Source organism: Kamptonema sp. UHCC 0994, from assembly GCF_029167235.1.
Lineage (GTDB): Bacteria > Cyanobacteriota > Cyanobacteriia > Cyanobacteriales > Microcoleaceae > Kamptonema.
Genome location: NZ_JARFTR010000130.1, coordinates 1 through 18513 on the forward strand (window position 1 = coordinate 1; position 18513 = coordinate 18513).

19 protein-coding genes are annotated in these 18513 nt (G+C 41.7%); 4 read left to right on the forward strand and 15 right to left on the reverse strand.

Going from position 1 to position 18513, the window contains the following annotated elements; all coding sequences use genetic code 11:
- Positions 1-37: 37 nt before the first annotated feature.
- Positions 38-670, reverse strand: a complete 633-nt coding sequence (locus tag PY364_RS12705) for a M23 family metallopeptidase (RefSeq protein ID WP_275522982.1) — start codon at positions 668-670, stop codon at positions 38-40.
- A 364-nt stretch (positions 671-1034) separates the two neighbouring features.
- Between PY364_RS12705 and PY364_RS12710 the strand changes: the two genes are divergently transcribed.
- Both PY364_RS12710 and PY364_RS12715 read left to right on the forward strand, forming a co-directional pair.
- On the forward strand, positions 1035-1166 hold the full coding sequence (locus tag PY364_RS12710) for a hypothetical protein (RefSeq protein ID WP_275522984.1): 132 nt from the start codon (positions 1035-1037) through the stop codon (positions 1164-1166).
- 105 nt (positions 1167-1271) lie between these two features.
- Positions 1272-1655, forward strand: a complete 384-nt coding sequence (locus PY364_RS12715; protein ID WP_275522985.1) for a hypothetical protein — start codon at positions 1272-1274, stop codon at positions 1653-1655.
- A gap of 60 nt (positions 1656-1715) precedes the next feature.
- Here the strand turns inward: PY364_RS12715 and mrdA are convergent, their stop codons facing one another.
- Positions 1716-3524: a penicillin-binding protein 2 gene (gene mrdA / locus PY364_RS12720; RefSeq protein ID WP_275522986.1), complete on the reverse strand. Its 1809-nt coding sequence runs from the start codon at positions 3522-3524 to the stop codon at positions 1716-1718.
- A gap of 174 nt (positions 3525-3698) precedes the next feature.
- Between mrdA and PY364_RS12725 the strand changes: the two genes are divergently transcribed.
- A complete protein-coding gene (locus PY364_RS12725) occupies positions 3699-4058 on the forward strand; it encodes a phage holin family protein (RefSeq protein WP_275522988.1) in 360 nt (119 codons plus the stop codon).
- A 164-nt stretch (positions 4059-4222) separates the two neighbouring features.
- Here PY364_RS12725 and PY364_RS12730 read toward each other — a convergent pair whose 3' ends face one another.
- Entirely contained in the window at positions 4223-4900 is a 678-nt protein-coding gene (locus PY364_RS12730; RefSeq protein ID WP_275522990.1) for an N-acetylmannosamine-6-phosphate 2-epimerase, read from the reverse strand.
- Positions 4901-5011: 111 nt separating this feature from the next.
- On the reverse strand, positions 5012-7462 hold the full coding sequence (locus tag PY364_RS12735) for a GAF domain-containing hybrid sensor histidine kinase/response regulator (protein WP_275522991.1): 2451 nt from the start codon (positions 7460-7462) through the stop codon (positions 5012-5014).
- 351 nt (positions 7463-7813) lie between these two features.
- On the opposite strand from PY364_RS12735, the gene PY364_RS12740 reads away from it, so the two are divergent.
- Positions 7814-9100 (forward strand): chemotaxis protein, encoded by a 1287-nt coding sequence (locus PY364_RS12740; protein WP_275522992.1) that lies wholly within the window; start codon positions 7814-7816, stop codon positions 9098-9100.
- A 93-nt stretch (positions 9101-9193) separates the two neighbouring features.
- Here PY364_RS12740 and PY364_RS12745 read toward each other — a convergent pair whose 3' ends face one another.
- From PY364_RS12745 to PY364_RS12795, 11 genes are all read right to left on the reverse strand, one after another.
- On the reverse strand, positions 9194-9769 hold the full coding sequence (locus PY364_RS12745; protein WP_275522993.1) for a Uma2 family endonuclease: 576 nt from the start codon (positions 9767-9769) through the stop codon (positions 9194-9196).
- 36 nt (positions 9770-9805) lie between these two features.
- A complete protein-coding gene (locus PY364_RS12750; RefSeq protein ID WP_275522994.1) occupies positions 9806-10009 on the reverse strand; it encodes a hypothetical protein in 204 nt (67 codons plus the stop codon).
- Positions 10006-10191 (reverse strand): hypothetical protein, encoded by a 186-nt coding sequence (locus tag PY364_RS12755; RefSeq protein WP_275522995.1) that lies wholly within the window; start codon positions 10189-10191, stop codon positions 10006-10008. The genes PY364_RS12750 and PY364_RS12755 overlap by 4 nt, the downstream gene beginning before the upstream one ends.
- Positions 10188-10391, reverse strand: a complete 204-nt coding sequence (locus PY364_RS12760) for a type II toxin-antitoxin system HicB family antitoxin (RefSeq protein ID WP_275522996.1) — start codon at positions 10389-10391, stop codon at positions 10188-10190. The genes PY364_RS12755 and PY364_RS12760 overlap by 4 nt, the downstream gene beginning before the upstream one ends.
- A gap of 35 nt (positions 10392-10426) precedes the next feature.
- The gene (locus PY364_RS12765; protein WP_343277574.1) at positions 10427-10693 is read right to left on the reverse strand and encodes a BrnA antitoxin family protein; all 267 of its coding nucleotides are present in this window, start codon (positions 10691-10693) and stop codon (positions 10427-10429) included.
- Positions 10694-10744: 51 nt separating this feature from the next.
- Entirely contained in the window at positions 10745-12829 is a 2085-nt protein-coding gene (locus PY364_RS12770; RefSeq protein WP_275522997.1) for a DUF262 domain-containing HNH endonuclease family protein, read from the reverse strand.
- Positions 12830-12888: 59 nt separating this feature from the next.
- Positions 12889-13464, reverse strand: a complete 576-nt coding sequence (locus tag PY364_RS12775) for a Uma2 family endonuclease (protein WP_275522998.1) — start codon at positions 13462-13464, stop codon at positions 12889-12891.
- An 89-nt stretch (positions 13465-13553) separates the two neighbouring features.
- Positions 13554-13760, reverse strand: a complete 207-nt coding sequence (locus PY364_RS12780) for a type II toxin-antitoxin system HicB family antitoxin (protein ID WP_275522999.1) — start codon at positions 13758-13760, stop codon at positions 13554-13556.
- Positions 13760-13963, reverse strand: coding sequence for a hypothetical protein (locus tag PY364_RS12785; protein ID WP_275523000.1), 204 nt, complete (start codon positions 13961-13963; stop codon positions 13760-13762). Before PY364_RS12785 ends, PY364_RS12780 begins: the two co-directional genes overlap by 1 nt.
- Positions 13960-14145: a hypothetical protein gene (locus PY364_RS12790; RefSeq protein WP_007353301.1), complete on the reverse strand. Its 186-nt coding sequence runs from the start codon at positions 14143-14145 to the stop codon at positions 13960-13962. The genes PY364_RS12785 and PY364_RS12790 overlap by 4 nt, the downstream gene beginning before the upstream one ends.
- 100 nt (positions 14146-14245) lie before the next feature.
- Positions 14246-18247 (reverse strand): magnesium chelatase subunit H, encoded by a 4002-nt coding sequence (locus PY364_RS12795; protein WP_275523001.1) that lies wholly within the window; start codon positions 18245-18247, stop codon positions 14246-14248.
- Positions 18248-18513: the final 266 nt, after the last annotated feature.

The window sequence follows — 18513 nt, forward strand, 5'->3', positions numbered from 1 at the left end:
TGGCGGCGTTACGGATGTTTTGTAAGTCCTATTCCTTCTATTGGGACGAACTAGAGAACCGAGGACTTTGCTGAGCGTACATCTCCCGCAGCACTAAAGCCGGATCTACCCAGCGGCCCCCATACTTCAGCCCCCAGTGTAAATGAGGGCCACTCGTGTTACCACTCATCCCAACTCTGGCAATTCTGGCACCAGCCGGAACCGTTTGACCTTGCCAAAGTTGCACGCCCCCCGCGCGATCGATGTAATAGCGTCTGCCATTAGCAGTTTCTACGCGCCCTTTAAGGTGACAGTAAGTGTGTTCCCAATCTCCAGAACGAACTGTAATCCCAGTACCGCACCGGCCATCTTCCCAAACTTCCTCAACTTGACCCCCCCACCAATTGCGGATGTAGCTACCTTCAGGGGCCGCCAAATCTAAGCCATAGTGAAAATCGCCGCCGCGTGGGCCGAAAGGAGAGGTGTAGGCTTCAAAATTTTCTACCGGGAAAGAGGCGGCTTGCCAAATATTGCCTGTGGCAATTTGCTCAACTCTCGAATCCTGAGCCTTTACTAACTCCTGCTTCAATCCCATCGTCACTAAACCCGCGCCGATTAGCCCTGCCAGCAATAATATCGGTTTTGGACGAACAAAGCGCTTAGCAGTCGGTCGCGGTGTAGAATTTTGCATGATATTTCTCACTCCTGAATTGCCCTTTATACTTGCGAGTGGTTGTTGCGTTTCATGCCAATTCGCTTCGATCTTCCCTGTTATTGCTTAGGCGAGCTGGCAGTCAATCAGTTTACATCGAAGTATCTTACTCTATGCAGCGCCGGTGTCAAGCATTCGGTTTAAATCTGAGTTAAGCTTAGTTTCACACGCTTCGGTAAGTAGCTGGACAAAAATAAAGAATGTCATTGCGAGCTCTGCGTTGGCGTAGCCTGCCCGTTAGGGCTTAGCAATCCCAAACCCCTGCGTTGGCGTAGCCTGCCCGAAGGGCTTATGCTTCACTTCACTATCGTGACCTTCGCTTCGGACATGGTTGCGTTTATTTATGTCCGACTACTTAGCTCATATTGTGTCTGTTGGCATCGTTATAGCAAAAGGAAGAAGGAAGAAGGAAGAAGGGTTGAGTTATTTAGAAGAGAAGGGAAATGCAGGGAAAATCAATGGTTTCAGCAATTAAAGGCGATCGCCTGAGTTTTTTACACTGCCGATGCTACTGGATAGTATCTCAAGGGTTTAGATTCAATCTAAAATCAAAATTTTCCACTTTACAATTGACACTGCCATGTTGACAGAAATTTTTCCGTTTATATTTGTTGTGGATGCCACTGCGATCGCTGGTGCATCTTTATGGTCTTTGGCTCTATATTGGGGCTTATCGCCTGTGAGTGAATGGGTGATAGAACAGCTCAATCGCTGGATGAATTTTGCCGAGCGATCGCTCTACACTTCAGAATCGGAGTTTGAAAAGACTCGCCGCAATCGAGAAGCTTTAAATTCTTTTTACGCTTCGCTGTTGAGCATTGTACCGTTTTTACTAGCGGGTTGTTTGTGTAATTGGGGTGTAGAACTAGCTTTAGGTAGCAGTTGGGCAATTAGTATGGGTGTAATTGCTTGTGTCAGTGGCGGTGTTTACGAACTGGGTCGTAGAGATGGTCATTCCTCTTAAAAATTAAGCAACAGATTTTGTAACGAATTTGACAGATAAATTGACGGTTGTAATAGAACATTATTCCGACTTCTTCGGTTTAAAACCCTTCTTCTGAAAATAGGTTCTAAATACCTCCTGAGCAATAGGAGCAGCGGATACCGCGCCATATCCCCCTCCTTCGACAACAACTGCGATCGCCACTTCTGGCTTATCAGCAGGCGCAAAACCCACATACATAGAATTATCCGGGTGCCCTGGGATTTCCACCGTCCCAGTCTTACCCCCACTCAGAGGAATAGAACCGTCATTCATACCGCGACCAGTACCTTTAAGCACCACATCAATCAACCCTTGGCGAATCACATTCAAAGTTTCAGGCGCGATCGCAGTTTTAATCGGTTTAGCCACATTAGCCTGAGAACTCAACAAATGGGGTTGCACCCGCCAACCTCCATTCGCAACAGTTGACACCATCACCGCTAATTCCAAAGGTGTTACTAACACCAATCCCTGACCAATTGCCATCGTTACCGTATCGCCAACATACCAATCTTCTCCGTACATTTTCACTTTCTCTTGCGGCGTTGGAATTTGACCATGACTCGCCCCATCTAACCCCAACAACTTCAAATCAATTGTCCCGCCAATGCCCAATTCATGGCCCCATTTAGACATTTGCTCCGGCCCTGCGGCCATCCCTACTTGATAAAAAAACGTATTACTACTGTAAGCCAAAGCATCGCGAAAACCAATAGTACCATAACCGGCACCATGTTCGTTAAAAGATATACCACCAATAGTAATAGAAGCAGAACTATACAAAGTTGAATCAGGAGTAAATTTCCCCGACTGCATCCCCGCCGTAGACGTAACAATTTTAAAAGTGCTACCAGCAGGATAGCCTTGTAGAGCGCGATTTAGAAAAGGTTTATCTTCACCTTGAAGACGATTCCACTCTTTTTTACTCACCTTGCTAGTAAAAATATTTGGGTTAAAATCTGGCCAACTAGCCATCGCCAACACCTCTCCCGTCTTCACATCTAAAGCAACAACTGCTCCCAAGCGATCGCCCAGAGATTTTTCAGCAGTTTTCTGCATATCTAAATCTAAAGTCAACCGCACCGACTTACCAGCAATAGGAGCATTAACTCCCAACTCTTGTATTTCCTGACCCTTAGCATTCACCTCAATCAAACGATTTCCCCAAACGCCCTCAAGGGAAGAATTAGCGATGCGTTCAACTCCCAGTTGACCGACGATCATCCCCATCGGATACTTTGGATTAGCTTTAAGCTGATCTAAACTAGCCTCGCCAATATATCCCAAAATGTGCGCTGCTAAATCCCCATAAGGATAGTCCCGACTTGATTCAGGCCGAATTTCAATCCCCTGCAAGTTACCTGCTTGCTCCGAGAGAGAAATAAAAGTAGCACGGCTAATATCCTGACTAATTCGGATTGGCAGAGCAGATTTATAACCCACTTTATCCAATTTTTTAATAATTTCAGCTTCAGGTATTTTCAATATAGAACTTAGTAGAGAAGCTGTAGCTGGCCATTCCTTTGCCGACTGTTCCTTTGGCCACAAATATACCGAACGCGACACCCGATTTGCTGCCAATATTTTGCCCTTACGATCTAAAATTTGACCTCTATTGGAAGCAACAGGAAATAACCGAATGCGGTTATGTTCTGCCCGCTGTCGGTTGTATTCGCCTTGTACCAGTTGCAATTGAGCCAGACGAAAAATCGGTAGCCCCATCAAACCAGTAATGAACAGCATTAATAATATCGCTCGGTGTAATCTACTGCGGCGAAGTACCGCATTTTCGAGGGCAGCTTTGTCAAAGAAACCCGTTCCAGATTTAAAAATATAATTGCCAGCCATTTTTACGCCCAAATCGCATTTCTTCTCTTTCCCTATCAAAGGTGTTACGATCCGGAAAAAAACTTAAACATAAATTATGCCGATTGGTAGAGGAAGGGGCGATATTTTTTGGTTAATGTAGAGTTAAATAGCGATTTTTTCTAGACTTCAGCTTTTAAGGAAGGAGTTTGTACTATGCAGCCACTTGATATTTTGATTGCTTGGTTAGTTACAGGTAGCAGCTTGCTATTGATTTCTCAACTGCCTATTGGTGTTCAAATTGACAGTACGCCAAAAGCTGTAGTTTCAGCAGCAGTTTTGGGTATTTTGAATGTTTTAATCATGCCAATTTTCAGAGCACTATTTTTTATCCCAAACGTGCTAACTCTCGGCTTGCTGTCAGGGCTTTTTGCTTTTGTTATCAATGTGATTATTTTTGCCTTAGCAGCTAAAGTTGTTGAGGGTTTCAGCTTAAAGATGGGTCTTTTAAGTGCGGTGTTAGGAGCGTTGGCTCTGGCTTTAGTTAGCAGTTTCGTTAATGGCGTGCTGATCTAATTAGGGTAATACCGATTTAATGTGAAGTTGCACTTTATTTGACCCCCGGCTGTCGCCGTCCCCCTTACTAAGGGGGACTATAGGGGCGTAATTGATAATGTTCAATATCCAAATTGCAACGGCTTTTTCAACTAAACCTATAACTTTTGATTAGCAATTAGCAATTACCAATTACCAATTACCGAATTATAAGCTTTTACCTTAAGGTCAATCCCAGTAATATCAGCACCGACAACAACTGCAAAAGCTCCCAAATCTAAGGCTTGTTTTGCCATCTGTGGCCCAGTAATACCACCTTCGCAAATAATTGGAACATCTAATTTTTCTACCATTTTGGTCAGTAATTCAAATCCGGGGGGAGATAGATGTTTCGTCTCAGCGGTGTAGCCATAAAGAGTAGTTCCTACCGCATCGGCTCCTGCTTCTGCTGCTTTAATTGCTGTTTCTATAGTATCTACATCGGCCATTACTGGTTTCCCTAATTCATTATGAATTCTAGCAATTAAAGTCTTAACTGTTTCTCCGTTTGGACGGTTTCTGAGAGTAGCGTCAATGGCAATGATGTCTGCACCAGCGGCTACAATCGCCGCCGCATCTTCAAATCTGGGAGTAATATAAACTTCAAATCCTGGTAATACTTGTTTCCAAATCCCAATAATTGGCAAGGAAATCCGCGATCGCACTGCTGCAATATGAGCTGGAGTATCAATTCTAACACCTGCTGCTCCTTGATTGACAGCCGCTTCTGCCATTGCGGCAATAACGGCTGGGTTGTGTAGAGGCGAGTCACTTGGTGCTTGACAAGACACGATTAGTTTACTGGGAAATTGGTACTTAATCATTGGTACTTAATCATTGGTAATTGGTAATTGGAGCATCCCGTTTTTGTAGGGCGAAGCATTCGCGTCCATATCCTATGTATTTATTATACGAGAAATTTTCTGTTTATAATTTTAACTATTAGTTCTTAGCAAATTGGTAATTTTATACAATAACTCCTGTGGCTGCACAGGTTTACTCAAATAATCATCTGCACCCGCATTGATGGCTGCTTTTTGATCGGATAGCATCGTCTTACTTGTTAAAGCCAAAATCTTAAGACACTGAGCATAAGGAGCACTTATCTTCCTTAATTGATGGATGATTTCATAACCATCTGTTCCCGGTAGTCGCATATCAACAATTACGGCAATAGGCTGAAACAATTCAATTTGTTCTACCGCCGTAGAACCTTCAATCATCCATACTACTTGCAGGCCCGCTGCTGTCATAATATCGCAAATAAGCGCGGCAATTTCTTCATTGTCTTCAATCACAACAAGACAACCTTGCAAAGCAGAAGATTGAGGGATAAATAATGAATCTGTTTTTTCTGCCTTCCGGGTTGCAATTTCATCATTTTTTTTGATATTTTGTACAGGAATAAATGCTGTAAAAATAGATCCAACACCGACGGTAGATTTGACTTCAATAACGCCTCCATGTAATTCAACTAACTGTTTAGTTAAGGCTAAACCTAAACCAATACCGCTGTATTCCCGGCGGTATGGTGAATCTAACTGCTTAAATTTCTGAAACAGTAACGATTGCTGCTCTTTAGCAATGCCAATGCCAGTATCTTCTACCTGAAAAACAGCAATATTTCCAGTAGATTTAATGCTATTTTTATGCAATTCCGACATGGCATTTTCACCTTGTACCCAAACTCGGAGGGTAACTCGCCCACCTGATGGGGTAAATTTGATGGCATTTGTCAATAGATTGAAGAGGATTTGTTTGATTCTGCGCTGGTCGCCTGCAAAGCGCTCGTACCCCGGTTCAATGTGCTGTTCAATGGCGATTACTATCTGTTTAGCTGCTGCTTGTTCCTTGAGATCGCCGACAGTTAGATAAGCTATTTGAGGCAGAGAAAATTCGCTAATTTTTAATACTGTATTCCCCGCTTCTACTTGGGATAAATCAAGAATGTCTTCAATCAATTCTAATAATTTTTTGCCGCTATCGTGAATAGATTGCAAGTAATTTTTCTGCTTAGCAGGAGGAATCTTTGTGTTAGCTTCGTTGCCACAAGACCAACGTAGAAGGGTAGCGGAAATACCAATTACGCAGGTGAGAGGAGTTCGCAATTCATGACTCATCGTGGCTAAGAATTCAGTTTTGGCAAGACTCGCTGATTGCGCGGCAGCGAGAGCATCTTGGAGTTCCTGCGTTCGTTCAATTACCCGCTGTTCTAGGGTATGTTTTTGCTGCTGTAACTCTGCATAAAGTTCGGCTTGATAAATTGCGATTGCCAAGTGTTCTGCAATTTGTATCAAAAACGTTTTTTTACTTTCCTCCCACTCCCGCACCTCAAAACACTGGTGAGCAATTAATAGCCCCCAAAGTTCTTCTTGAACTATAATTGGTACTACTAACTTAGCCCGTACTTGACACGAGCGCATAAACTCTAAAAAACAGGGGTAAGAAATGTAGGCAGTTTCGATATCGGTAATACCTGTGGTAATTCCTTTGCGATATTTATCTTGATAGTTAGGTACGTCAGGAAAGCAATCTGAGCCTTCAGTTAAGTACAGTACAGAAGTTATTTTTTCATTTGCCAAAGCTTCGTAATTAACGCGACCTAAAAGCTTTTTAGAATAGTCTTTTACGGCTCTTTTTCCATTAAGTTTATTCTCAATATTTTCGGTTGTTTTTTGTCTACAATCGAATTGATAAATCAACAGGCGATCGACTTCTAAAAATTGTCGTAACTGTTCGACTGCTGTTAACAAAATTACTGGCAACTCTAAACTATCACGAATCTGAGTTGTCACCTGATTTAAAAGTCGTTCTTGTTCGAGTTGTGGGTGACAGGAATCTTCAACAGATTTGCACAGTGAAGCATACTGACTGGAATTTACACAGCACTCCCAGGAAATAATTTCGAGCAATTGCAGGGTAAATTCACTCTGGAGGGCAGCATCATTAGACTTTATATTTGGTAGCACAATTCTGATAGCAGAAATGTCAATTTGTGCGATCAGTTTTTGCCCTAATGCTGTGTGGATATCGCATAGTTGATAGCCAAAAGATGCGATCGCTTCAGGCTCGAAAGTCAACCCAACCTTTAATAAGGTATTGGAGATTATTGGACTTTGAATTTCAGATTTTGGATCTTCGCTATCCAAGGCATATCTCGTACTCTGCACCTCTTCCTTCGCCCACAATAATGCGCTAAATTTTTCTGAAATAAATATTGCAAAGCGTTGTGGCAACTGGGCGGCAATTTCAGTTGTAGCGACCGCATTTTCCCTAAGTAATAATGCACCTGGAACTTGAGCCATTTGCTGCAATAGTTGGCAAATAGCATCAAAGGTTCTTAAAGGTAAAGTCCGAGTTAATGTTGCAGGTATAAGAATAGACATTGATCTGGTTTATTTGCAGAAAATGATCGTAATCTCCCTTTTTTATAGGGGGAAACGGAGGGTCGAGTTTGCGAGAAAATCAATGAAATTTAGATGGGAGATTTGGGATTAATAGTTCTAGGGAAGGTTATCCCGCACATTGTTATGCAAATTTGAGATTAGGACTTATCTGCAACCTCAGCACTTAATATCTCCTCTGAGGTGACAAACCCAGCAGGGGATCGAGGGAGCGCTTGTTTTTTTAGCTACAAGTGAAATTAGACGAAACGGCATGATGAGTTTATTTAACCTTAAACCAGTATAATGCCAAGATATATGGTTTGTTGACTTTTACCTATGGTATTAGGGTGCATGAGCGACCTAACTCAGCTAACGCTGGATTCCACGCTAGGCCACTTGCCCTCCCATGACTTCCAAGTGAGTTCTACAACTCTCGGACAGGTTATTGCTCAAAAATTTGGCGAGCAACCAGATCTGCCTGGAGTAATTATTACTCAAGACTCACAGATGTTGGGCATGATTTCCCGCGTCAAATTTCGGGAACAAATGAGCCTCCCCGATCGGGTTGAGCTTTATTGGCAGCGGCCGATTCGTTTGCTTTTAGATTTTATTAGAATTCCCCCTTTGGTACTTTCTGAAAATTGGAAAATTGATGAAGCCGTGCAAACAGCTCTCAATCGACCTAAAGACTTGGTTTATGAACCAATTATTGTCGTTTTAGAAGACCGCAGCCTTCACCTGCTCGATATCCAAACTCTGATTTTAGCTCAGTCTCAAATGTTGGCCCAAGCTAATAAGGCGATTCAACAGCAAAAGTTAGAAGCGAAGCAGTATATTGAACAAATTCAGCAGGGACAGGCAAAAGTTAAGGAATATAGCCAGCTTATAGAAGCTACTCTGAAGAGAAAACAAAAGTCCAGCCAAAGTCATAGTTCTGAACAAACAGAACTATTGAAACAAGCCCAAGAAATTGCTCAGCTAAATCAGCGATTTATTCGTATTGCTCAATTAATTTGTGTAGAAGGCAAGCAAGCTTTCCAGGGGACTTTTCAGGGTTCTAATTTTATTTGCAACAATACAGATAAAATTTTAAATATTGGGAAGGCAATAGCCAAAGATTTAGAAGCAGTTAACAGCGCTTCTAAATTAATTGGAGAGATTATCCAACAAGTTCGACACTTGACAGTACAAGCTACTATCGTTTCTAACCAGCAGGGTAATCAATCTAATGGGCTCAGCCAAGTAAGTTTAGAAATTAGCCGACTGGTAAGCCAAGCCTTTGAGGTAGGCAATCAAATGGATCAAATTACCAGTAGATTTAAACTTCGCATCCAAGAACTCACGGAGACGGCTAAAGGCAGCGCTAATGTTGCTAGGGGTGTGACTCAAAAGATAGAACGAGCAGAGATGGCACTGTTAGAACTAGAGGAATTTACCAGGAATCAAAACCCCAATTTAATTCCAATTCTACAAGAACATCTGAGAAAGGTGGATACTACTACTGGCGATTCTTTGGTTCAACAAATCGAGAGGTCTGAAGCGGCAGTATCGGAGTTAGAAAAGTTGGTACAACAGAGAGATTCGCGATACCTGATTGAAAAAATTGAACAGGCACTTAGGTACAGAAAAAAGGATTGATACAGAAATTGAGCCAAGGTTCTCAAAATGGTGGAGGAATATCTTTTATTCCTACCACTATTTTAAACTAAGAAACCTTATTGATTCATTAAACTACCAAATTGATGCTAAGTTTAACACAAAACCAGGAAGCACTGGCTCACCAGATACTTGAGTAGGATTATCCAAAACCTCAACTTCTGCACCAGGTCGATAAATCTCTACTTGCCTATTTTTGCGATTAATTAACAAACCCAAAAGCGCACCATTATCTCGATACTCTTTCATCTTATTCTGAGTTTCTTTCAAACTATCACTAGGAGAAAGTAGTTCAACGACAAAATCTGGGCACAAAGGGGGAAATTTCTTTTGTTGTTCAGGAGTTAAAGCATTCCATCGTTCTAATTTTACCCAAGCAGCATCAGGGGATTTATTTGCACCATTGGGAAGCTTAAAACCAGTGGAAGAATCAAACACTTCACCTAGTTTATTTTGATTGTTCCAAATCCAAATTTGTGCAGTTAATCCGGCATTACGGTTTCCAGTTTCTCCTCCTGCTGGTGGCATGATAATTAATTCTCCCTTGGCCGTGCGTTCTAATCTAATATTTTCATTTTCTTGACAGAGTTGAAAAAATTGATCGTCTGTCAGTTTAATAATCGGGTTGAGGTTGAGGGTGAGGGTGGTCATAGGGGTATTTTATCCTGGTTTAAACAACCTTCTTTATTAATTAGCAGAGTTTAAGTTCATCCGAATAGCTGATATAATTTTCTCTTCCCAAGCTGGATCGTCAAGTTTTATAGTAACTTTGCGAGGACGAGAATGCCGCCGATCCATGTAGGCATAGAAAGCTTCTCGATCGTCTCGATGAGTGAGAATATATCGCTTTAGTTCGCGATCGCTCATTGTAGTATAATTGACATTACTCATGGTTCAATACTCCCATCAGGTTGAATTTCAAACTCAATCTCTTCGCTTTGTCCTGCTAAGATAAATAGATTCAGTGTCCGTTCATCTAAACGCACGATATGAATTGGGTGAAACATCACGTTGGTAAGTAGATGACAAAGCCGATATAAACTCCGTAATTGTTCTACCGTTGGTTCCCTCATACACTTATCATATCAGGTTCCTGTCCCAATTCTTGGCAAAATTCTAAATAATCATCGATCGATTTTTGAAATTCTTGGCGTGCTTGTTCAATAGTTTGTGCTTTAAATGTTACTACGTCATTAATATCGAGGACTCGGCCGAAAAGAATTTCGGCTTCTAAATCTACTTCAATGTTGGCACTGTAACCTTTGTAAGTCATGGCTGTAATACTTTTCCTTTTTCAATAAGTTAAATTTATTGGCTGCTTTTTACATGATGTTCAACATAAGAGCGTAACACAGCATTCATTAGAGATTGATAACCTTTTCCTTGGCTTTTAAACCAATCTAATACATCGCTATCAATTCTTAAGGAAATAGCTTGTTTTGTCAGCGGTTTTACCAGTTCTGCTTTTTCCCAGAAACTTGCATCTAATTCAGGAATATCACAGGTATCAATGTCGTTTTCTGGGATATTTTTTAATTCTTCAAGTCGTTTGGGTGAGATAGTAATAGTAGGTATGGTTTATCAGGTTCCTGTCCTAATTCTTGGCAAAATTATAAATAATCATTCCTAATCCTTGACATATTCAATACTCCAATCGGTTTCTGAGATTCCAACTGCTTCTAAAAAACGACGACAAAATTCTTTATGACCATCCGAAGATTTCTGTAAATTAACCCAATATCCATTTGATAATTGCTGCCATTTTTTTCCTTCACTATTTCTATCCGGCCTATTATCTCGGAAATTAGGTTTAAGTAACTTTCTAGCTTTTTCAAAGCTATCTGAGCGATTTTGAATCACCCACTCACAACATTGAATTGTAACTTGTCGCGAAGTTTGCTTAGAAAGTGCAATTTCTTCACCACAGATTTTAATCAACTTTGGCTTACCGGATGTGGGAGTAGGAAATGCTTCATGTTCTCCAAGGGATGGCCAAATTTCGATAAACTTATTGCTTAAAAAATTAGCTCGTTCGAGAATAGCTTTGTCATCCCATCGGTTAATAGGTTGAGAAAAATAATCACTATTAATTCGCAAAGCGTGTTCAGCCAGTTTTGGCTTTTTCACCCAAAATTGTGAATTAGAAAGTTCTATATTCCACTCAGAAGTAACTAAAGTTAAATTTCCCAAAGTATGTAAATAATCTCGGTAGATTTGTTTAAATTCATCTCCAAGGTCATTTTTCCAATCTTCTCTTGGCGTTTGCGGCAAAATATGCTCAATAGTTGCACTTTGATCGAGGACAGTAAACCCACCTGTTCCCTTGGATAAGTGCCGATTAATTGTGTCTATAACAAGAACCATTTTTTTGGGATTTTTTTTATCATAAAGTTTATGGCTATTGATTGATTGTCTAACATCATTATCATTAGGATATTCCTTGGTAATCAAAACTTTTTGCAAAGCTTCTGGTAAAGTAATTTCTTCATCTTCATTTTTCATTGCTTCTACATCTTTCCAAAGGGAAGGAAACATTCTAGTAAGAGAGTTAGTTGGTTTTGCACAAATATGGCGACGAACTAAATAATTTTCTAGTAATTTTAAGCATTCGATAAACTCCTCAAAATTATTTTTTTGAGAGTTATACTCATCATATAGCATTAATAAAAACGGATAAGCGGTAGAAAGGTCGAAAGTATTGAGGCGAATTAAGGCAGTTTTAATATCTTGGTTAACTTCAGTATCCGGTCGCAGTAGTTTGTTATAATATTCAGCAAATTTTAGGAGATTAGCAATTTCTAGGAGAAATTCTTGGTCATCTAATTTTTTACAATGATCACGAAATCGTGCATAAATATGGGATTCGGCACAAAGATTTCTGGTTTCCATTGCTAAATAATGTCGAATAAAAGCTGTTAATTCCCCCATGCCTGATTTACCAACTTTTCGTTCCTCTTGCAATAATTTTTCAATTTTTTCCCATTTAGTAAAAGCAGTTTCCTGCTGAGATGTTGGTAGCATCATCGCCATATAGTTGCGGACTAAATCTGGCTGAGTTAACGGTTTACCTTTAGCATTCAGACTTTCAAAAATATGATAAGGACTTTCATTTTTATTGAGTTCTATAAAAACAACTTGAAAGCAGTTCTGTAAGACTGTAAAAAACCTACCAATATCTAGTTCACTTTCTTTAACTTTAGATTCAATGTCGTGATAAAAATAATCATAAGCTTTAGGGATACCAGATTCAGTTTGATTAGTCTTTTCTCCTAAAATAATCGTTTGATAAGCTTGGCGATCGCCATATTTATTAGTTGGTAAAAGTTTAAAATAAATCTCCCCTTCCCCTTCTTCATCTGAATTGACTACAAATTTATTAATTTTGTTAGCAAGCTTTGGATCGGTGGGCTTGATAATATCCCGCAAAACAAGAAATAATAAGGATAGGGTGGTCAAACGTTGCTGACCATCAACCAACTTAAAAGCTGTTATTGTGCCGCGTGTTCCATCATTGATGACTACCAAAGACCCTATAAAATGCTCTGTTTCTTTTTCTGGATCGTATTCCTCATAAATTGCGATCGCATCCTTTAATAATACTTCCCATTCAGTTTTTTCCCAACTATATTGGCGTTGAAAGTGGGGCATAATATAATGAACCTCACCACCTGAACTGAAAACTTTGGAAATTTTCCAACTATCTGCTTTCATTGCCGATTACTCCAAATATATCTAAGATTTCTTTGTCACTTACTTAGCCGCAGGCCGCGCTACCAAATTGATCCTAAGTTTAACACAAAACCAGGAAGAATGGGTTCGCATGATACCTGAGTAGGATTATCCAAAACCTGAACTTCTGCACCGGGTCGATAAATCTCTACTTGCCTATTTTTCCGATTAATTAACAAACCCAAAAGCGCCCCATTATCTCGATATTCTCTCATCTTATCCTGAGTTTCTTTCAAACTATCACTAGGAGAAAGTAACTCAACGACAAAATCAGGACACAAAGGGGGAAATTTCTTTTGTTGTTCAGGAGTTAAAGCATTCCATCGTTCTAATTTTACCCAAGCAGCATCAGGGGATTTATCTGCACCATTGGGAAGCTTAAAACCAGTGGAAGAATCAAACGCAATACCGCTACCATCTCGATCTGACCAGTTAAATAATTGTTGCGTTAATCTTCCATTCCGGTTTCCAGTTTCTCCTCCTGCTGGTGACATAATAATTAATTCTCCCTTGGCCGTGCGTTCTAATCTAATATTCTCATTTTCTTGGCAGAGTTGAAAAAATTGATCGTCTGTCAGTTTAATAATTGGGTTAAGGTTGAGAGTCAGGGTAGTCATATTGTTATTTTATCGTGGACTAAACGACCTTTAATTAAGGATTTTAGCACATCCAGTAAGTCTTCAGGGAAATGGAAACACTAATTCAACTACGCAAATATCAAGCGGCCTTTCGGTTGAGGAATAGTGCGACCCAATTCGTTAGCAGTCTCAATCCACTCCTGCATAATCATTTCTACATTTTGCAATGCTTCTTGATAAGTTTCCCCATCACCAGCACATCCTGGAAGTTCAGGGACTTCGGCAATAAAAGCCTCATCTTCCTGACTCCAGTAAATAATTACTTCATACTTCATTAATTAGCAGAATTTAAGTTCATCTGAATTGCTGATATTATTTTCTCTTCCCAAGCTGGATCGTCAAGTTTAATAGTAACTTTGTGAGGACGAGAATGCCGCCGATCCATATAGGCATAGAAAGCTTCTCGATCGTCTCGATGAGTGAGAATATATCGCTTTAGTTCGCGATCGCTCATTGTAGTATAATTGACATTACTCATGGTTCAATACTCCCATCAATTTGAATTTCAAATTCAATCTCTTCGCTTTGTCCTGCTAAGATAAATAGATTAAGAGTCCGTTCATCTAAACGCACTATGTGGATTGGGTGAAACATCACATTGGTAAGTAGATGACAAAGCCGATATAAACTCCGTAATTGTTCTACTGTTGGTTCCCTCATACACTTATCATAATAGACTCCAATATTTGTAAACAGTCATTTTTTCCATCCCAAATAAAAGGAAGAGCAGGCAAGATGCCTGCCCTACTACATTATAACCCTACTCTACCCCCTCAATCCGATCCTCCACCTCCTGATACAACTGACGCAAACGATCCAAATTACTCTCCGAAGTCTCCCAATAACCCCGGCCATTCACCTCCAACAAAGTGCTGACAATCTTACGGAAAGAATGAGGATTCAAATTCATCAATCGCTTCTGCATTTCTGCATCTTCGATAAACGTAGAATTGACATCCTCATACACCCAATTATCTACCGCACCCGCCGTTGCACTCCATCCCGAAGTATTCACTAAACGCTTAGAAATCTCGCGCACTCCCTCATAACCATGCGCTAACATTCCCTCGTACCACTTCGGATTTAACAACTTAGTCCGTGAATCTAAACGCACCGTTTCCGATAACGTTCTTACCTGGGCATTCGCCGTTGTACTATCAGCAATAAACGATGCTGGTTGCTTCCCATCACCACGCAAACTGCCGATTAATTTGGTAGGATCGGAATCGAAATAATGCGAAACATCGGTTAAGGAAATCTCCGCTGAATCCAAATTCTGGAACGTGACTTCAGCAGTCTTTAATGCTGATTCAAAAATCTGGCGATCCTGTTCCATTGTCCCTGGATTATCGGAAGAGAAAGCAAAGGATTTGCGGGCTAAGTACATTTCCTGTAACTCGGCTTCACTTTCCCAAGTGCTATTTTCTACGGCTAAATTGATGTTAGAAGAATAGGAACCTGACGCATTAGAAAATACGCGAGTTGCAGCTTGACGCAAGTTAATTCCCATTTCTTCTGCTTGTTTCATCGCGTGTTTGCGGACAAAGTTCATCTCCAAAGGTTCGTCTGCTTCGGCGGCCATTTTCACGGCTTTATCTAACAGATTCATCTGGTTAATGAACAAATCTCGGAATACGCCAGAACAGTTAATTACCACATCAATCCGAGGGCGACCTAACTCTTCTAAGGATAGTAATTCCAGCTTATTTACGCGGCCTAAAGCATCAGGAACCGGTCTTACTCCTACCATCCACATTACTTGTGCCAGGGACTCACCGTAGGTCTTAATATTGTCAGTTCCCCACAACACAACGGCAATAGTTTCGGGATAATTACCGCCATTATCTAAGCGTTGTCTTTCTAACAAACGGTCAACTATAATTTTAGCTGATTTCACCGCCGCCGTTGTCGGAATTGACTGCGGATCTAAGGCGTGCATATTCTTGCCGGTAGGCAAAACATCGGGGTTCCGAATCGGATCGCCACCGGGCCCAGGGATGATATATTCACCTTCTAATGCCCGCAATAATGCGCCTAATTCGTTATCAGCACAAACCTGTTGTAAGCAAAATTCCAGATACTCAAATAGGGGTTTAATTGGTTCAGGATCGACCTTTTTGTAACCCAATTCATGCAGTGCTTCAATCCAGGGTTCTTTCTTACCCATATTGAAGAAGTTAAGCTTAGAAACCAGGGAAACTCTGCCTTCTGCGTCGGTTTGTTCCTTGACTAAAGCGGTGACAGCGGCGCGAGTTGCTAAGGTGATGTTTTGCAATAATTCGACATCGGCTAAAATACCGCGATCGCTATTTTGGAAAACATCATTAATATCGCGGCCGACGCTATTAGCAATGATTCGAGGTAAGCTGAGAAGATTATCTTCTTCTCGATCTAAACTGGCAATATTTACCAAGGTGGCGATCGCTTCTTCGGCCGATGGTGGTTTGCCAATTACGTGCAAACCGCAAGGTAATAACCGCGATTCAATTTCCATCAATTTGCGGTAAACATTACCAACAATATTATCGCGTTCCTCGCCAGTTAATTGAGCAGCAACGCCCCCTTGTCCACTCTCATCGGCGGGAGGTAAGGCGATATCTTTGTCCAAATTAACTAAGCGGCACTTCTCAATAATTGCCTCGACAATGGGGATACCGCGCCCGGTTTCTTTTAAGGTTTGATAGGAAGCAATTAACTCGCTAAGTTCCTGCAAACCTTTGTACAAACCTGCATTTTCCGCTGGCGGAGTTAGATAAGAAATGGTTTCCGCATAACTGCGACGCTTGGCAATTGTCGCCTCCGAAGGATTATTTGCCGCGTAGTAATAAAGATTAGGAATCTTACCAATTAAGCTATCGGGATAACAATCGTTAGACATCCCCATCTGCTTACCCGGCATAAATTCCAGGGAACCATGCGTACCAAAGTGTAGCACGGCATCTGCACCCCAAATCTGTTCTAAATAGGTGTAATAAGCAGCAAAACCGTGATGGGGACTGGCGGAACGGGAGAATAGCAACCGCATCGGATCGCCTTCATAACCAAAGGTAGGTTGCACGCCGATAAAGACATTGCCAAAAGCCTTACCGTAAATCAGTAAATTTTGTCCATCGCTGTTAAGATGTCCCGGTGGCGGCCCCCAATTTTCCTCTAAACGGGTGGAGTAAGGAGTAAATTCTTCATACTCTTGTACCGACATCCGATGGGCAATATTTAATTCTGGACTCGCGTATTGTGCCGTTGCATCGTGAATGACTTCTTGCATTAGCTTCTCAGCGGAATCTGGCAAGTTTTGCACATCGTAACCGTTGCCTTTTAAGGCGCTAATCACTTCATAAATTGAGCCAAAAACATCCAAATAAGCAGCAGTCCCGATGTTGCCTTTATCGGGGGGGAAACTGAAAATTGTAATGGCAATTTTTTTGGTTAATTTGGGTTTGCGGCGCAAATTTGCCCACTTCATCGCCCGCCCAGCGATCGCTTCAATTCGATCCTGAAGTGCGATCGCCTTACCAGTTGTACCATCACGCCCCGATAAAATTATCGGTTCGATCGCCCCATCTAACTCAGGAATCGCAATTTGTAGCGCCACCTGAATCGGATGCAAGCCTAAATCGCTATTTTCCCACTCTTCCGTAGTTTGGAAAACCAACGGCAAAGCCACCATATAAGGGCGATTTAACCGCTTCAAAGATTCGATCGCCTTCGGATGATCCTGTCTGGCTGGGCCGCCCACAAGTGCGAAACCTGTCAGAGAAACCACCGCATCAACGATCGCCAAAGGCGCAACACCTTTCGCCCCAACTTCCAAGAAATAAGTATCAACAGGCTTAGAAAAGTCTAAACCCCCCGCAAAAATTGGTACAACCCGTGCCCCCATTGCCTCAAATTCTTGCACCATTGCTACATAGTGAGCATCATCGCCAGTCACTAAGTGAGTGCGTTGCAACACCAAACCAATGCAAGGCGCAAAGGGATCTTTGAGATCCTCCGAAATATCTTCACGGGAATTATACCAAGTTAGATACTCCTTCACCTCCTCAAACATCTTCGGGGCCAAGGGATGCCAAACCCCCATATCCGGGTAAACAACAGGGTCTTGAAAGCTCTGTTTGCCACCTTTGAAGACATATTTATCCGATAGCATCAACAGGAAATTTTCCAAGTTTTCCTCGGAACCGCCCAACCAATACTGAAAACTCAGCATGAAATTGCGGGCATCCTGGGCTTTATCAATGGGCAAATATTTCAGAACTTTGGGCAGAGTTTGCAACAGTTTCAGCATCCCATCTTGGAAAGAAGAACCGGATTTTTCCTTCCGTTTCTTCATAAAATCGCCGATCGCACTTTTGCTTTGTCCCAATTGTGCCATCGAGAACGTGCCCATTTTATTCAGGCGCATCACTTGCGGCATCGAGGGGAAAACCACAGCCACATCCAGGCGATCGCGCAGGGGTTCCACCGCCGCCACCACCTTATCGGCCAAATCTTCAATGAAAATCAACGACGCGATAAAAATGTTCGCATCGGCGACATCGCGTTTAAAAGCCTCATAATTCTCAGCGCTACGGAGTTCTTCAATCAAATAGCCACTGATCTCAATTGCTAAATTCGGGTTCTTTTGGTTAATCGATCGCACTGCCGCCGATAGCGCACTCTGGTATTGCGGCTCTAGCACGACATAGACCACCTTGAGAAGCGATCGCCCCTGCAAGTTTTCCGGTGCGACGTGGCGAATGGTGGGCTTGACGTGAGTGAACATCCTTATTTTGCTCCTTTAGATGCTAGTTCAGGGAAAGGGGAGGGAGCAAGTTCGCAGGGGGAAATTTCATCCTTTCCCAGTCCCTCGGTTGCAGTTTTAAAGCAACTCTGCCCAGTACAGGGGTACTACCTTACCAATCCCATGAGTATTTGTACCAGAAAATGACCCCAAAAGCTAGTTAGTGCCTACATTTGACACAATTCTATAAATTAGGACTTACGCAAAACTATCCGTAACGCCGCCTTCTAGGCGGTATCTTTACCGCC

Excerpts from the sequence above, each read along its gene's own strand:
- PY364_RS12775 (WP_275522998.1), bottom strand. The coding sequence starts at position 13,464 with ATGACTACCCTGACTCTCAACCTTAACCCAATTATTAAACTGACAGAC.
- PY364_RS12755 (WP_275522995.1), bottom strand. The coding sequence starts at position 10,191 with ATGAGGGAACCAACGGTAGAACAATTACGGAGTTTATATCGGCTTTGT.
- PY364_RS12710 (WP_275522984.1), top strand. The coding sequence starts at position 1,035 with ATGTCCGACTACTTAGCTCATATTGTGTCTGTTGGCATCGTTATAGCA.
- PY364_RS12715 (WP_275522985.1), top strand. The coding sequence starts at position 1,272 with ATGTTGACAGAAATTTTTCCGTTTATATTTGTTGTGGATGCCACTGCG.
- PY364_RS12725 (WP_275522988.1), top strand. The coding sequence starts at position 3,699 with ATGCAGCCACTTGATATTTTGATTGCTTGGTTAGTTACAGGTAGCAGC.
- PY364_RS12740 (WP_275522992.1), top strand. The coding sequence starts at position 7,814 with ATGAGCGACCTAACTCAGCTAACGCTGGATTCCACGCTAGGCCACTTG.
- PY364_RS12780 (WP_275522999.1), bottom strand. The coding sequence starts at position 13,760 with ATGAAGTATGAAGTAATTATTTACTGGAGTCAGGAAGATGAGGCTTTT.
- PY364_RS12795 (WP_275523001.1), bottom strand. The coding sequence starts at position 18,247 with ATGTTCACTCACGTCAAGCCCACCATTCGCCACGTCGCACCGGAAAAC.
- PY364_RS12785 (WP_275523000.1), bottom strand. The coding sequence starts at position 13,963 with ATGAGTAATGTCAATTATACTACAATGAGCGATCGCGAACTAAAGCGA.
- PY364_RS12750 (WP_275522994.1), bottom strand. The coding sequence starts at position 10,009 with ATGAGTAATGTCAATTATACTACAATGAGCGATCGCGAACTAAAGCGA.
- PY364_RS12730 (WP_275522990.1), bottom strand. The coding sequence starts at position 4,900 with ATGATTAAGTACCAATTTCCCAGTAAACTAATCGTGTCTTGTCAAGCA.
- PY364_RS12770 (WP_275522997.1), bottom strand. The coding sequence starts at position 12,829 with ATGAAAGCAGATAGTTGGAAAATTTCCAAAGTTTTCAGTTCAGGTGGT.
- mrdA (WP_275522986.1), bottom strand. The coding sequence starts at position 3,524 with ATGGCTGGCAATTATATTTTTAAATCTGGAACGGGTTTCTTTGACAAA.
- PY364_RS12705 (WP_275522982.1), bottom strand. The coding sequence starts at position 670 with ATGCAAAATTCTACACCGCGACCGACTGCTAAGCGCTTTGTTCGTCCA.
- PY364_RS12735 (WP_275522991.1), bottom strand. The coding sequence starts at position 7,462 with ATGTCTATTCTTATACCTGCAACATTAACTCGGACTTTACCTTTAAGA.
- PY364_RS12790 (WP_007353301.1), bottom strand. The coding sequence starts at position 14,145 with ATGAGGGAACCAACAGTAGAACAATTACGGAGTTTATATCGGCTTTGT.
- PY364_RS12745 (WP_275522993.1), bottom strand. The coding sequence starts at position 9,769 with ATGACCACCCTCACCCTCAACCTCAACCCGATTATTAAACTGACAGAC.
- PY364_RS12760 (WP_275522996.1), bottom strand. The coding sequence starts at position 10,391 with ATGACTTACAAAGGTTACAGTGCCAACATTGAAGTAGATTTAGAAGCC.